This is a genomic window from Proteiniphilum sp. (assembly GCF_034331125.1).
GTDB classification, from domain to species: Bacteria; Bacteroidota; Bacteroidia; order Bacteroidales; family Dysgonomonadaceae; genus Proteiniphilum; species Proteiniphilum saccharofermentans.
In genome coordinates, this window is record NZ_JAXQGC010000026.1 from 20,045 (window position 1) to 35,401 (window position 15,357).

At 42.0% G+C, this 15,357-nt stretch carries 11 protein-coding genes and 1 tRNA gene; 2 read left to right on the plus strand and 10 right to left on the minus strand.

Features of this window, described 5'->3' with window-relative positions; all coding sequences use genetic code 11:
- The first annotated feature begins 25 nt into the window (after window positions 1-25).
- On the plus strand, window positions 26-895 hold the full coding sequence (locus U2P89_RS05360; protein ID WP_322190832.1) for a sugar phosphate isomerase/epimerase: 870 nt from the start codon (window positions 26-28) through the stop codon (window positions 893-895).
- A 390-nt stretch (window positions 896-1,285) separates the two neighbouring features.
- Window positions 1,286-2,482 carry an RHS repeat-associated core domain-containing protein gene (locus U2P89_RS05365; protein ID WP_313382131.1) on the plus strand — a complete coding sequence of 399 codons (1,197 nt, stop codon included), beginning with the start codon at window positions 1,286-1,288 and terminating at the stop codon, window positions 2,480-2,482.
- Window positions 2,483-2,503: 21 nt separating this feature from the next.
- On the opposite strand, the gene U2P89_RS05370 is transcribed toward U2P89_RS05365, so the two are convergent.
- From U2P89_RS05370 to U2P89_RS05415, 10 genes are all read right to left on the minus strand, one after another.
- The gene (locus U2P89_RS05370) at window positions 2,504-3,700 is read right to left on the minus strand and encodes an IS256 family transposase (RefSeq protein ID WP_322190833.1); all 1,197 of its coding nucleotides are present in this window, start codon (window positions 3,698-3,700) and stop codon (window positions 2,504-2,506) included.
- A gap of 191 nt (window positions 3,701-3,891) precedes the next feature.
- A complete protein-coding gene (locus tag U2P89_RS05375; RefSeq protein ID WP_313382306.1) occupies window positions 3,892-4,860 on the minus strand; it encodes a hypothetical protein in 969 nt (322 codons plus the stop codon).
- A gap of 6 nt (window positions 4,861-4,866) precedes the next feature.
- Window positions 4,867-6,435 (minus strand): hypothetical protein, encoded by a 1,569-nt coding sequence (locus U2P89_RS05380; RefSeq protein ID WP_409568097.1) that lies wholly within the window; start codon window positions 6,433-6,435, stop codon window positions 4,867-4,869.
- A 70-nt stretch (window positions 6,436-6,505) separates the two neighbouring features.
- On the minus strand, window positions 6,506-7,987 hold the full coding sequence (locus U2P89_RS05385) for a hypothetical protein (protein WP_416188617.1): 1,482 nt from the start codon (window positions 7,985-7,987) through the stop codon (window positions 6,506-6,508).
- A 182-nt stretch (window positions 7,988-8,169) separates the two neighbouring features.
- Window positions 8,170-8,243, minus strand: a tRNA-Gln gene (locus tag U2P89_RS05390).
- 82 nt (window positions 8,244-8,325) lie between these two features.
- Complete coding sequence (gene tyrS / locus U2P89_RS05395) at window positions 8,326-9,618, minus strand: tyrosine--tRNA ligase (protein WP_313382307.1); 1,293 nt, start codon at window positions 9,616-9,618, stop codon at window positions 8,326-8,328.
- A gap of 51 nt (window positions 9,619-9,669) precedes the next feature.
- Window positions 9,670-10,893: a glycosyltransferase family 4 protein gene (locus U2P89_RS05400; protein WP_322190835.1), complete on the minus strand. Its 1,224-nt coding sequence runs from the start codon at window positions 10,891-10,893 to the stop codon at window positions 9,670-9,672.
- A gap of 247 nt (window positions 10,894-11,140) precedes the next feature.
- On the minus strand, window positions 11,141-12,586 hold the full coding sequence (locus U2P89_RS05405) for a TrkH family potassium uptake protein (protein ID WP_313382301.1): 1,446 nt from the start codon (window positions 12,584-12,586) through the stop codon (window positions 11,141-11,143).
- 11 nt (window positions 12,587-12,597) lie between these two features.
- Window positions 12,598-13,371, minus strand: coding sequence for an MCP four helix bundle domain-containing protein (locus tag U2P89_RS05410; protein WP_322190836.1), 774 nt, complete (start codon window positions 13,369-13,371; stop codon window positions 12,598-12,600).
- Window positions 13,372-13,569: 198 nt separating this feature from the next.
- The gene (locus U2P89_RS05415; RefSeq protein ID WP_091905278.1) at window positions 13,570-15,270 is read right to left on the minus strand and encodes a tetratricopeptide repeat protein; all 1,701 of its coding nucleotides are present in this window, start codon (window positions 15,268-15,270) and stop codon (window positions 13,570-13,572) included.
- Window positions 15,271-15,357: the final 87 nt, after the last annotated feature.

The window sequence follows — 15,357 nt, forward strand, 5'->3', positions numbered from 1 at the left end:
TTCTTTTCTTTAAACAAGCAATACAATGAAAAAGGTTTCATTTTTATTAATGGCTGCACTTCTGGGAGGACTGTTAATTTTACCGGCCTGTACCCAGAAGAAAGAGATTTATCTCCAGCTTTATTCAGTGCGTGACGATATCAAGGCCGACTATACAGGTACTATCGCTAAAGTGGCTGAGATGGGATATACCGGAGTAGAAACAGCCGGTTACGCCGACGGACAGTTCTATGGATTGTCACCGGCCGATTTCAAAAAATCTATTGAAGAGGTGGGTATGGAAGTACTCTCTTCTCATACGGCAAGACCATTGGCTGACAGTGTAGCCGCAACCAACTGGGATGAGGTTTGGGCTTGGTGGGATACCGCTATCCAGGCGCATAAGGAGGCAGGTATGAAATATATTGTTACCCCCTGGATGCCTACACCCGCCACGTTGGCCGATCTGCAGGCCTATTGCGATTATTATAACCAGATCGGTGAGAAGTGCAATGCAGCCGGTCTCCGCTTCGGCTACCACAATCACGATTTCGAATTCAAGGAGATAGAAGGCCAGTTGATGTATGATTATATGCTCAACAATACCGACCCCTCCAAGGTATTCTTCCAGATGGATGTCTATTGGGTAGTGAAAGGCGGTAAAGATCCGGTGGATTACTTCAACAATTATCCCGGCCGTTTCGAACTGCTTCATATCAAGGACGAACTCGAATTGGGCAGAAGCGGTGAGGTTGATTTCGAGAGCATCTATAACAATGCTGAAACTGCAGGAGCCAAATACATGATCGTGGAGGTAGAAAGATATACCGAAGGATTAACTCCTTTTGAAAGTGTGAAGGAAAGCTACGACTTTTTGAATGATGCTCCTTATGTGAAGGCCAGCTATTCGAAATAACCCCTTCCGTTCATACGGACCATAGAGAAAGCCCGGGCAGATATCTGTTCGGGTTTTTTGTATTGCGGCAAGGCTTAAAAAATCTCTATCGCACTTATATGACCTTTTTCTAAATTATTGTATGTGAATAATTTTACTTCCTATAAAAGTTAAACTACTTATACCGTGTTTATACCTTATTCCTGGCCTGTTTATTTCTTTTTAGCTTTACAGCAGAATTCAGCCTCAATTATTAAATTTTATATGTAAAAAGAAGGTGGTAGTTGGACAATTTACTATATTTGCAGGGACTATCTGGGAAGCATTACCCATATAGCCAATGCCGATGGTTCTTTGAAACAGGAATTGAGTTATGACGCCTGGGAACGGCTCAGGAATCCATCCTCACAAGTGGCATACGCGCCGGGAAGCGAACCGGCACTGTTCCTTGGGCGGGGTTATACCGGCCATGAGCACCTGCCTTGGTTCGGATTGGTAAATATGAACGCAAGGTTGTATGATCCGGCCCTAGGACGCTTTTTAAGTCCTGACCCATATGTGCAGATGCCAGATTTTACACAAAACTTCAACAGGTACAGTTATGCATTAAATAATCCACTCATGTATGTGGATGAGGATGGAGAATTTGTACATTTAATAGTAGGTGCCCTCATCGGAGGCGTCGCAAATGTTGTGGCTAATTGGAAAACTATTAAGCAACATGGATTTTGGACGGGGCTTGGCTATTTTGGAGTTGGAGCTGCTGCTGGGGCACTAAGTGCGGGTGTTGGAGCAGGTATAAGTTCTGCATTAGTAAGCGGGGGCTCTTTTAGTGCCGGATTCTTAGGCACTGCAGCTGCGAAAACAGCAGCATCAAGTTTTATATCCGGGGCAGCAATCGGCGCTGGGTCTGGAGGTTCTGGAGGCTTTGTAACCGGTTTTGGAAATGGATTACTCAGTGGAAAAAGTTTTGGGCAGTCTCTTGGACAAGGTGCAGTCTTTGGAGCTACAGGTATAGCTTCCGGAGGATTAGTCGGTGGTCTTATTGGAGGTGTTAGTGCCGTTATAGATGGAAGACGCTTTACTGATGGAGCAAAAGTTACAAAGTCGTTTGTAACAGAGGTTGATGTGGTTAAAGTTAAACAGATTGGGGATCAAAACTGTCTTCCGGCATCTGGTGAGAGTGTTAATAAGTCATTAAAAGGTAATCTCGACCAAAAGCAATTAAGATCGTTAGCCGGGGGAAATCCCCAAACAGACGCATTACCAGATGGATACTTTTGGGAGGATATTTATCAAAACAATTCCGGACATACTGTTACAGGAAAAGGTGGCCTCACCACTTCAAAATTAAATGACATAATACCAACACTTAAAGCGGGAGGACGAGTAACTGTTGGTGTTGAGGGAGTTGGAAATGTTGGACATTCCGTTGTTGTGAAAAGCGTGTACCTTCAAACGGTTGAGAAAGTAAACGGGACTATTACTAATACAGTAATGTACCGGGTTATGGACCCTGCAACAGGATCTTTCAGAACAATTCCATTTAATAAGATTATAGGAAACGTATGGCATATAATTCCGGACACTATCCCAATAAGTGTGTAAGTAGTAATTGAAGGGCCTTCTTTACAGTCGTACCCTATCGGCAAAGATAACTAAAAATTGGTTTAAAATTAGTCCCCAGTTCCTCACCGGCCTCGTCCATTTCTTGGTCGCTTCTCTAACGGCCAGGTATACAGACTTCATGACGGCCTCGTCGGTAGGGAATGAAAGCTTGTTTCTCGTGTACTTCCTGATCTTCCCGTTCAGGTTCTCGATCAGGTTGGTAGTATAAATAATACGCCTGATTTCCACCGGGAAATCAAAAAACACGGTCAGCCCCTCCCAGTTGTCCCTCCAGGATTTGACGGCATACGCGTATTTACCTTCCCATTTGAGGGCGAAATCGTTCAATGCCGCTTCCGCCGCCTCCCTGGTGGGGGCATCATATATCTGTTTCATGTCAGCGGTGAACTCTTTCTTGTCTTTCCACACCACGTACCTGCACGCGTTCCGTATCTGGTGAACCACACATATTTGTGTCCTGGATTGGGGGAACACGTTTTGTATGGTGTCGGTGAAACCGTTCAGGTTGTCGGTGGCCGTGATCAGGATATCCTTGACACCGCGGGCTTTCATGTCTGTCAGGACACTCATCCAGAAAGAGGCGCTTTCATTCTTGCCGAGCCAGAGGCCCAGCACCTCCTTCTTGCCATCACGACGGAGCCCCACGGCAATGTAAACGGTCTTGTTGACCACCCTGGAGTTCTCGCGCACCTTGAAAACGATCCCGTCCATCCAGACGATCATGTAGACCTCTTCCAGGGGCCGGTTTTGCCAGGCTATGATATCTTCCGTCACGCGGTCCGTTATCCTGGATATCGCGCTCGTGGAAAGCCTGAAGTCATATATCTCGTGGAGTTGCTCCTCGATGTCGGCATTACTCATCCCTTTGGCGTACAGGGATATCACCAGGGATTCCATCCCCTCGGCGAGGCTCTTCCGCTTGGGCACAATGACCGGCTCGAAGCTGCTGTCCCGGTCACGGGGGACGTCAATGCGGGCTTCACCGAAACCGGTCTTTATCGTTTTGCTCCCGTACCCGTTACGGGCGTTGGAATGGCCACTTTTGGCGTGTTTGTCGTAACCCGGGTGATGGTCAAGCTCACCCTCGAGCATTTGCTCGATACCTCGTTTATGTAACCCGGAAAGAAAGCTCTCGAACTCTTTCCCGCTCTTGAATTGTTTAAAAAAATCGTCGTTTAATAATTCTTCTTTTCTCATAACTGTTGAAGTGGTAAGTTAATAAAAATTTCTGAAGGGTTCAAGCCCGGGCTTGAACCCTTCAGATTACCAACTTACACAGTTCATGGGATACTCCCAATAAGATAATACAAGTGATAGCCGTAAGTGGGATTCTTCTTAAAACTATTGTTATACAACTATTTAAGTCCATATTCTTGATAATTTCGTTTTCACCAATAACAGCCACCTTCTACCTGGTCAGCATCACGAGGTTTCAAGTTATCTCCCGGTCTGACCCAATATTCATTCATTAAAGCCGAATAATTAATGATAGCGTTATAATTCGGATTTTCCCAACGTTTGCCCCTTATTCCAAAAAGTAATTGTAGCGAACCACCTAAATGTACTGCTTTTTTACCGCTTCTTTTTGCATGTGCAGCTAATGGAAAGCCATAAGCGCCACAACCAATCAACGCTATATCATAATCAATATTATTCATTTCATTCTTCATCCATTCCAATGCTTCAAACCAGTCTTCAAATGTGTCCGAATGTCCACCTATACTTTGTACGGCGCGCAGAGTCAGAAGAGAGAATCCGGGAAGTATTTCTTTATTGTCAAAAAGTTTTTCCCTATTTTCCTGATACTGGTATTCAATTAATTCGGCAAAGGGATGAACGACCAAAACTTTTTTACCCTTTAAAGCCCGGGTCCACGGATACTGGGTGAAATAAGGATTTAATAATTCTATAGTCACTTTAGTCACCTCTTTTAATCCGTCCTCAAAATATTTTTCCCCTTCCAGCCAACTACCCAGGACATCCACTTCTTTCATATCTTCAAGCATTAATTCGCCAAATTGAGAGATCTTTTCTTCGGTAGGAGGAAAAAAACCAGCATTACTTTGCATCTGTTGTACTGACTTCTTATTCCACCACCACTGTAATGTTTCACCCTTAATATATTTCCAGATATTCTTATCAGGGTATTTTACTCCTATGTAGTTTATGATGGCAATTAATTCTACGCTCCCAAACCGTGCAATCATGCACGGTTTATCGTCCATTAACCTGTTGTATATAATCTGTGAAACTTTATCGGGATCCTGTTCGCAGATATAGGGCCAGGGCTGTTTACGGAATATTTTTCCGTATAACTTGCGTAAGGCTTTTAAGATAAGTTCAGATTGTCGGTTCATTTTCTTTTATTTGAATATTTTTGTCTTTAAAGAATTTATCAAATTGGCAGTCAGGGATCTCTCTTCTTTTGTCATGATAACATACATCATAATAACAAACGAAATACTGGTTATTGTTCCAACAAATAGTAACCGAATAAAGGATTCGTTTAACCAATAAACAGGCATAACTCCTAAAATGAACATACATATAGTAAGCACCATACAAGGAAATAATACTTTACCTATAAAATCAGAATACTTAAGTCCGCATTTCAGTTTTGCAAAATAGACAGAAAGTCCCCCGCCTATTACTCCTCCTCCCAAAATCCAGACAACATATAAAAAGTAAGGTGGGAAACCGTAATAGAAAAACAAATAAGTTAAGATAATAGGCAATGTATTCAGGAAAGATTGTACGGCAGAAAATACCTTTATGTCTCCTTGTACATAGACAGTCCTGCCAACCATGACAGTCAGTTGCTCTACTAATGAGCGAATTAACTGTAGTCTGACAAACAGTACAGCCCATTCAGGAACATTTTTGAGCCATATTCTAAGGATATACGGGGTTTCCAATATAAACGGTATGGCAAAAAAAGCCAATAACAAAAAAGCGTATTTAGCAGATACTAATGATGCATTCACCATTTTTTCTCTTTCTCCTGCTCCTTCACTTTTTGCAATCACCGGTGTAACTGCCTTTATCATGGTGTTGGAAAAGACCATCAATTGACCGGATATCTGATTGGCAATAGCTTGTGCAGCGTTTAAAATGGTTCCAAAAAAATTATTTAATACAATACTCAATCCGTATTGTGAAATCATCCCCGTGGCACTGTTCAACAAATTCCATCCTGCAAATCCGGTCATCTCTTTCATCAGCCCGATGTCCCAATACCGTTTAGGCGCGATAGTGCATTCTTCGTAGCGTCTGTGACAGTATACACGCATAACCACCATGACCAGCAGCGAGATTACCGCCATCAATACACCATATACTATCAGTTTATCCTGCAGGACATACACTACGATAAAAGCTACTGCCAATTTTAGAAAGGATTCTATGATACCTACAATAGCATAGTATAACATATTCTCCCGGGCGTTCAGTACGGCATCATAGGGTACGGTCATCACCGTAAACATGGTACTGATGATCATACTGCCATACACTACCTTGGCTGCAAATACCCTGTCAGCAGGAATATTCAATATACCATTGAAGAAAAAATAGCCTGCTCCCAGCAGCATCAATCCAAGGATAATAGCGATAGCCAAATGTAATATTACGCTGATATTGAATATAGTTTTTTTCTTCTCCGGCTTACCTTCTCCTTCTGCAATGCTCATGAAGCGTTGCGTGGCACCAGCCATGGCTGCATTCAAAAAACCCAGCATGGCAATAGCACCACCCACTACATTAAAAATACCGAAGTCGGAAGCTCCCAATGAGTTGAGTAATAGCCGTGTAGTATAGAGGGATACGAACATGGTTATCCCCATCCTGACATACAAGAAACCGGTATTTTTTATGACTCTGCTGGCTGTACTCACCTTTTTATTACTAAAGTTTGGCACTTCCCGTAAATGCATGACAAAGAGATAGAAAGGAAATGCGATATTTTTCTATATCCGTGTGATTAATACTGATAGTATATCTTTTTCATCGCTTAAGTATCTTTGTTTTTAAAGAACCTATCAGATTTACACTCCAGGCTCTTTCCTCATGGGACATGATAACATACATTATAATGACAAACGAAATACTGGTCATTATACCAACAGACAGTAACCGAAGCAAGGAATCGCTTAGCCAATAAACAGGTAAAGCCCCTATAATCAACATAGAAATACTAATCAGTAGACAGGGAGAGAGTACTTTCTTTACAAAGTCGGTATATCTGAGACCACATTTTATTTTTGCAAAAAAGACCCGAACAGCTCCACCTAATCCACCACCAATAACAATCCAAATGATATATAGATAGTAAGGAGGAAAACCAAAAGAGAAAAACAGGTAAGTGAGTATAATAGGCAAAATGTTAAAAAGGGACCGAACAAGAGAGTAAGCCCGTATATCCCCCTGCACCTCCACAGTCCTACCGACCATGAAAGTCAGTTGCTCGACTAATGAACGAATTAACTGTAGTCTGACAAACAGTACAGCCCATTCAGGGACATTTTTGAGCCATATTTTAAGGATATACGGAGTTTCCAATATAAACGGTATGGCAAAAAAAGCCAATAGTATAAAAGAATATTTCGATGCCAACAATGAAAAATTCAGCATATTGTGTCTTTCTCCCGCACCCTCACTTTTTGCAATCACCGGTGTGACGGCCTTTATCATATTGCTGGAAAAGACCATCAATTGACCGGATATCTGATTGGCAATACCTTGTGCAGCGTTTAAAATAGTTCCAAAAAAACTATTTAACACGACACCCAATCCATATTGTGAAATCATCCCCGTGGCACTGTTCAGCAAATTCCATCCTGCAAACCCGGTCATCTCTTTCATCAGTCCACTGTCCCAATACCGTTTAGGCGCGATAGTGCATTCTTCGTAGCGCCTGTGACAGTATACGCGCATAACCACCATGACCAGCAGCGAGATTACCGCCATCAATACACCATATACTATCAGTTTATCCTGCAGGACATACACTACGATAAAAGCTACTGCCAATTTTAGAAAGGATTCTATGATACCTACAATAGCATAGTATAACATATTCTCCCGGGCGTTCAGTACGGCATCATAGGGTACGGTCATCACCGTAAACATGGTACTGATGATCATACTGCCGTACACTACCTTGGCTGCATATACCCTGTCAGCAGGAATATTTAAGATGCCATTGAAGAAAAAATAACCTGCTCCCAACAGCATCAATCCAAGAATAATAGCGATAGCCAAATGTAATATTACACTGGTATTGAAAATGCTCCTCTTCTTCTCCGGTTTACCTTCTCCTTCTGCAATGCTCATGAAGCGTTGCGTGGCACCAGCCATGGCCGCATTCAAAAAACCCAACATGGCAATAGCGCCGCCTACTACATTAAAAATACCGAAGTCGGAAACTCCCAATGAGTTGAGTAATAGCCGTGTAGTATAGAGGGATACGAACATGGTTATCCCCATCTTGGCATACAAGAAGCCGGTATTTTTTATGACTCTGTTGGCTGTACTCACCTTTTATTAACTAATATTTCGCACTTTCCAGAAATACCTGACAAAGAGATAGAAGGGAAATATAATGTCTTTTAAGTCTCTGTGATTTATACTATATTGGCATCCACCAAGGTTTAGTCATTGCTTTGGATTGGTTGTCCCACCAGGACTCGAACCTAGACTGGCTGAACCAAAATCAGATGTGCTACCATTACACCATGGGACAATCCTTAACTGCTTCGTGAAAAGCAGTGCAAAAGTAGTATAATATTTGTAACATTCCAAATAATTGGGGTGATTTTTCCCCTCTATTCTGCAATCAACAGGAAGTAGTTCTTTTTCCCCCGCTGAGCGAGAATATATTTGTCGCCGATAAGGTGGGAGAGGGCAATAGTTTCGTCGAATGACTCCAACTTCTCCTTATTGATCATCACGCCTCCTGCCTGTACGGTCTTGCGCATTTCTCCTTTGGATGGGAATACGGCAGCCTCTTCGGTGAGCAGATCGACTGCCTTGATACCTTGTGCCAGTTTTTCCCGTGAAACGATAAATTGCGGAACCCCTTCAAATACCTGTAGAAAAGTTTCTTCATCGATGGAACGGAGCGATTGTGAGGTGGACTTGCCGAACAGTATCTCCGAAGCATTGACTGCCATCTCGTAATCTTCGCGCGAATGTACCATTACCGTAATCTCTTCGGCCAACCGTTTTTGTAATGGACGAAGATGAGGGGTTGTTTGCTGCTCTGCCACCAATGCTTCTATTTCCTCTTTCGGCAGGGAAGTGAAGATCTTGATATATTTTTCTGCGTCGGCATCGCTCACATTAAGCCAGAACTGGTAGAATTTATAAGGTGAAGTATAGCGACGGTCGAGCCATACATTGCCACTCTCGGTCTTGCCGAACTTACCTCCGTCGGCCTTGGTGATAAGCGGACATACCAATGCATAGGCCTCACCCCCCTCCACACGGCGGATCAATTCCGTGCCGGTAGTGATATTGCCCCACTGGTCCGAACCTCCCAATTGGAGGCGGCATTCCTTGTCACGGTAGAGATGGAGGAAATCGTACCCTTGCAACAGTTGATAAGAGAACTCGGTAAACGACATACCCTCGCTTGATTCACCGCTCAGTCTCTTCTTGACAGAGTCTTTGGCCATCATATAATTGACGGTGATATGCTTACCGATATCACGGATGAAATTCAGGAAAGAATAGTCTTTCATCCAGTCGTAATTATTCACCAGAATAGCTTTGTTGGGGATCTCACTTTCAAAGTCGAGGAATTTCGCCAACTGTTTTTTGATGGCTTCCTGGTTATATCGTAATGTTGCTTCGTCGAGCAGATTACGTTCGGCCGATTTCATGGATGGATCGCCGATCATTCCCGTGGCACCGCCCACCAGTGCGATAGGAGTGTGTCCTGCACGTTGAAAATGCTTCAGCATCATTACACCCACTAAGTGGCCGATATGTAGCGAATCAGCTGTGGGGTCGATCCCCAGATATCCCGCTGTACGTTCTTTTAATAACTGTTCTTCCGTCCCGGGCATTATTTCATGTATCATACCACGCCAACGGAGTTCTTCCACAAAATTCATCATTTGATTAAGTCTATAGTTCGTTTTTAGAGTGTGCAAAGTTACTATTTCTCATTCAATTTTTCCTGAACTTTGACTCTTTTGTTTTTCATTTCTATTTTCATTTTGCTCATTTAGAATTGTATGGTATTTTTTAATATGAAGGTCTGAAACTATTGGTAATAAAAATCTTTCTTTCACATTGTTTATGGATGCTAATGATTGCTTTTTCCATTCTTTTTCATTTTCTAAAATGAATTTTATCGCACTGTAAATTTCATCTGTTGATCTGACATCTATAAGAGTGCCTGCTTTTCCATAGTCCAATACCCAGGGAACTGCTCCTGAATATTTTCCTCCTATACATGGTGTTCCTTGTGCCATTGCTTCCACTAGTGTATTACCAAAGGATTCTTCTAAGGAGGGATGAACCAGAATATCTGCGTTTCTTAAAAGGTCAATTACTTCAGAATTGGATTTATGGCCTAAAAACTCTATGCCGCCCTCAATATTATGTTCAATAGCCCACTTATGAGCCATTCCATTCGCTTCAAAATGAATTCCTACTAACTGGAGTGTAACATTTTTATTTTCATTATGGATACGGGAAAATGCTGACATTAATTTACTGGTGTTTTTCAGTTTGCTAAAGCCATTATTTATTGAGATAATTATTTGATCTGTTTTTCTCAAATTACGTTGTGCTGCATTTTCATAAATTGAGTCTATTGGATTTGGTATAATATCTATTTCCCTTCTGGTTTTTTTTTCTAAATATTTTTGGATATATAATGAGTTTGCAATTAAATTTTTTGCATGAGATAATACATATTCATTCATAAAATATCTGACTAACCTATATATTTTATCATTAAAATTTTTCAATACATTTAATGCATTATCTCTGACTGTAATTACATGTGGCTTATTACTTTTCAATGCAGCAATTGCATATTCATAACTCCAATGAGCATGTATAATATCTATGTCTGATTTATTTATTATTTTCTTCAAATATGAAATCTCTTTACTAAATACATCTATTATTTTTATCTTTCCACGCGAGGGGAAAATATGTATCTTAATATTATCCCCATGGATATGTATTTCTTCATTAATATTCGGGTCTAAAGTGAAAACTTCAATCTGATACCCCATGTTCAATAAACCCAATATTATTCTAACAACACCATCACCACCTGTACCCAATTTCAAATACTCTGGGTTCGTGGGGTTTATGTGTTTGGAGAACGGACCTACTAGTATGGGTGAACATATACCGATTTTAAGACTCATAATTTCGTATTAATGTCCAGTTATGGACAATGTAATTATTAATTTTATTATAGCGGCGTAAAACTACAATAAAACCCTTCTTTCCCCGATCTTTTTATTGTTTAAAAAACTAAAAAAAGAACGGATTTTTATTGTTTTGTCCTTTTTTTGCATCGTTGTCCCTTTTTTGTGATTTTTAAACACCCCGCCGCCTTCAGTGCGATAGGGGTGTGTCCTGTATGTTGATGCCCAACATGGAGTTTCTACTTTAATCTTTCCTGCACAGCAATAAGAAAAGAGCGAATACGTTCATAATTTCCAGACGTCCCAGTAACATATTCGCTGAAAGTATGTATTTGGCTGCATTGGGTAGCTGGCCGTAATTGCCGAGTGAACTCACATCTCCGAAACCGGGGCCTACGTTTCCGATGGTGGCAATGGAGGCCGACAAAGAAGTTGTTCCATCTATTCCCATGGTTGCAAGCAGGAGGGTTGTAGTCATCATCGTGATAAGATAAGCGACGATAAAGATCATAACCTGTAACTCAAGATTGTGATCGATGATTTTTTTATCCATTTTCACGACATACATTCCTTCGGGATGAATGATCGATTTAAATTGCTTTTTTACAGATGCGAAGAAGAGATAGATCCGGTCGAATTTAATACCGCCGGCTGTAGAGCCAACCATCCCACACTGCATGGAATAATACAGAAGCAGGATAATAGAGAACAAGGGCCACTTCGCCGTATCTACAGTAGCAAGACCGGTAGTGCTTACCAGTGAAATCACCTGAAAAGACGCATACCGGAGGGATTCCCCCAGTCCATATACTTTTTCCTGTGCCAGTTGAAAAGTTATCAGAATAATCCCGATGAATATGACAACCATATACATGCGTGCGGGACGGGAAGTGAAAATATTTGTCTTCTGGTTCGTCATGGTGCCATAAACCAGACCGAAATGCATACTGCTGATCAACATAAAAAACATGATGACCAGTTCCATCCAGATATTGTCATAAGCGGCAATACTCAGGTTTTTCGTGGAAAAACCTGCTGTCGCAACCGTGGAAAATGAATGACAAATGGCATCGAAAAAAGTCATGCCGAGCAGTTTCAACAGGATTGTCTCCACTACGATTAACGTGAAATAGACTGTGGCTATCATACGGATGATATACCGGGAGCGGGCCCGAAAATTCATTTTCGACAGATCCGATACTTCCGAGCGATAAAAACTGGCTTGTACCCCTTTCTTTTCCGGTAGGATCAGCAGTACAAAAAGAATAATACCTACACCCCCGATAAATGTAGTGGAAGAACGCCAGAATAACAATCCTTTCGGAAGCGCCTCTACATCACTCAAAATGCTTGCCCCGGTTGTAGTATAGCCTGAGACGCTCTCGAAAAGCGCATTCACCAAGCTAAATTCTCCTCCCCAGATATAATAGGGGATCATACCGACGATACAGGTAATGATCCAACCCATCACACTGATCGCCAATCCCTCGTGAAAAGATATCTCTTCTATCTTTTCGACAAAAATTTGCGGGAAAACTCCCAGCGCTGCTGTTAACAGGGCACTGAAAAGGAGTGCACTCACTGAGTCCTCATCATTGGCAAAGGAGATCATTGCCGAAATGGACAGGAATAATGCATTGAACAGTAGTATATAACCCAGATATTTGATAATTACTCTTGTTCGTATCATTGACCTAATGTTTATATTGAGTTTTTAGTCCGCCGCAGCCTGTATATTAACTGGTTGATTTCTTCTTCCAGTTCCTTAAATTCATCTTTGGATACTATTCCGGTGGACAATCGACCTTTTTCCGGATAGTATTCCTTTATACTGTTGATCAGTTGTCTGACGGGCCGGATAAAATAAGTACCGATAAAAAAGTAAAGCAATAGTGCGAAGATGATGGCAGCCGCGATAGAGACGGTGGCAGGCATCATGGCCCGGCGCGATTGCTCTTTCACGATCCCTGCCTGCCGGTACATCTGATCTTGATTCAATACCATCAGTCTGTTAATGGCCTCTTTTGTTTTGAGGAAAAGCGAATCTGTTCTGCTATAGTATATCAGTTTAGACTCTTCGGCATTATGTCCGCTTTCCAATATTGTCATTACGGAAGAATAGTATTGTTCATACTCATCCATAATTGCCCTTACGTACTGTGCTTCGTTGGTTTCGGTGATATTCTCTTCTATATCCACGATTGCTTTCCTGATTATTGAGTCGGAACCCAAAACGGTTTCAATTCCCGAATCTTTATTCCCTATCAGCCATAGCAATATACCACTATCTTCTCTTTCTACAGCATCGAGCATCTTCTTCGCTGATTCAATAGATTGGTAATTATTTTTCAACACCGTATCTACTGAGTTTCCTATTTTTCTGAAATCCAGAATAGACATAACGCCGGCAGCCATCAACATAAGAATCAGGAGGGAAAGGCTGAGCACAATCTTTATTTTGAGTGATTTTATCATCTTGATTTCATTTATAATGAGAGATAATTTACCGGTTGGCAAAGTTACGTGTTTTCAGGTTTGTTTATTTCATTTGAATAGGGTTTTTACAAAAAAAGAGAGACTGCCTCACTGAAGTTAATCTTCATTCTGAGACAGCCTCTTTGTCTTATAAACCTTGTAAGGGGTAATTAGAACTATTCTTTCAGTACTTGGATTTTATCTGACGATTGACATAAATTCCTGGTTAGTGCGATATTTCGCGAATTCCAGATCGTTCAGAGCCTTGGTGGCGATACTTCTGTCCCGGCCGATGGCAGTACGCAGATTGGATGCCACTTCGTTGAAGTTATTGGTTCTGGAGGCGATCACAGCAAGTAGGTAAGCCGTTATTGCATCGGGATTTTCCACTGCTTCAAGAGTTTGTTTTGCCCTATTATAGTCTCTTACTAATAATTGCGCCAAGCCTGCATTGTTGCTTTTGCTTTGTCCATAAGCACCCACAGCCTGGTTATAATTACCCTGAAACAGGTTGAGAAGACCCATGGCTTCATCAAGTCCGGCAGCACCGGCAGACCGTCCCAACAGTTCGTTGGCGGAGTTCAGGTCATTGTCCATTATAGCAAACAGGGCTTTGTTCATATTTACTTCTGGAGCAGAAGGATTCACCTGCGCTGCATGATCAAATGATTGTTTAGCTTTGGCATAATCCCCGCGTTTAAAGAACATGGTTCCGATATTGTTCCATCCCCTGTAATCGTTGGAGAAGTTTGCAGTTACATATTGATAAATACTCTCTTTTAGGGTCTCGTCGTTGGTGAGCGTAGAGGCGTACAATAATTCTTCAACCGATAGTTCTTTCGGATTTTGCTTCCATGCCGTCATGATTTCATCATCCGACTTACCGATGATCTCGATATTGGCGATGATACGTGAACGGCGCAGTTGAGGCAGAATGGTGCCTGCCAGTTCCTCGAACACATAAGAGATATTCTTGATTTCTCTTTCGCGGGTCTCAGAATCGGGATACATCTCCAGTACACGTAGGATTAGTTCTTTGTCCTGCAGATTGGAGGCGGAAACCAACTGACGGAATCCTTCCCAGTCCTGGGCCGTATAATGTGCATACACTTCGGTATCGATCTTTCTCTTATCCAACTCACTTTCCAGATATTTGGAGGTGTTCCGCTCACGTTCAGCGGCAAGTCTTTCGTTAAGGGAGAGACCCCCATCGGGTGATGCATAGGCAGACACCTCTACATTTACATTTTGACGGGGATCGTTGAATGCTTCTTCCACACGACGTTTCCATTCTGCCATATCCCGTTTGTTCAACTCACTCTGGCGCAAATTGGCTTGCTGGATGACGAACATGATATTGGCTTCCTGGGCGTCCTGAATGATACGCTGAAATCCATCAGGCGCTACGGAAGGAGAGGTAGTTGCCACATCCGCAAGGGCTGATGTAGCGATCACTCCATCAGCCACTTTCAGATCAGGTAGATTAGAGCGTTTGTTCTTAATTCTTCCGTCGAACCTGAGGTAGAGTTCTGATGACTGCATCTCGGGAGTGTAAGGGAATGAGCTGTTCATCGAGAAGTTACCACCCCTGTTTTGAGAAATGGTAATCCTGTTACCGGAGATATTCTCTCCCTGATAACTGTAAGGAGTGCCGGCAATTTCACCACTGGCATATTTCAGAATGGGGGTGATAGTCACCGTAGCATTTTTGTTAAACCATTTTTCGGGGAATGTACCATTAATGGTCACAGGGATTTGGTTCCCTACTGTTTCAAGCGGGGAAGGTGTTACGTTGAAGTTGTTCTGCGTAAGCGGCTTTAATTTGCTGCTGCACGAAGTCGAGAAAATGGCGACTCCGACAATGAGCAGAAGGGACAAAATAGAAGATTTTCTTTTCATGTGTGAATTTATTAATTTGTTTGCATTGATCAATTTTCCAAGAGTTTGCGAAAGACAAAAATACCCAATTCTACGCAATTAAAAAAC